Below are 618 nucleotides of genomic sequence, written 5' to 3' on the forward strand. Positions count from 1 at the left end.
GCTCGCGGCGGACCCTGAAGACGCGGCGATTGTCGATCTGAGCGAACAACTGGCTGCCAGCGAAGCCACCCTTGAAGACTTGCAAGCCAGCGAAGATGCCCAGGTCGAACGGCTCGAGCAACTGCGCCAGGCCTTGCAACTGGCTCTGCAGAATCAGCAGCAGGCCCAGGGCGAATTGCAGCGCCTCAATGGCCGTCTGGCTTCGCTGGAGGCCTTGCAGCAAGCGGCGCTGGACCCCGGCACCGGCGCTGCCGAATGGCTGCGCGACCAGCATTTGGCCGAGCGTCCGCGACTGGCCGAAGGCCTGAAGGTCGATGCCGGTTGGGAGCTGGCGGTGGAAACCGTGCTGGGCGCCGATCTGCAAGCGGTGCTGGTGGATGACTTCGCAGGCTTCGATCTGTCGGGCTTCACTCAGGGCGATCTGCGCCTGCTCAGCCCGCCTGGCGATGGCGTGCGGATGCCGGGCAGCTTGCTGGATAAAGTCGAGGCCCAGGTCGACCTGTCTCCCTGGTTGGGGCAGGTGAAACCGGTGGACAGCCTTGAACAGGCCTTGGCCCTGCGCGGACAACTGGCGGCCGGGGAAAGCCTGATCAGCCGGGACGGCTATTGGGTCGGTCG

1 pseudogene is annotated in these 618 nt (G+C 66.0%); it reads left to right on the top strand.

From position 1 onward, the window contains the following. Window positions 1-618 (top strand): annotated as a pseudogene (locus GSM73_RS07675) (chromosome segregation protein SMC); the annotation flags it as partial.

The sequence above is a fragment of the Pseudomonas sp. PICF6 genome, assembly GCF_009831705.1.
Taxonomy (GTDB): Bacteria; Pseudomonadota; Gammaproteobacteria; order Pseudomonadales; family Pseudomonadaceae; genus Aquipseudomonas; species Aquipseudomonas rhizophila.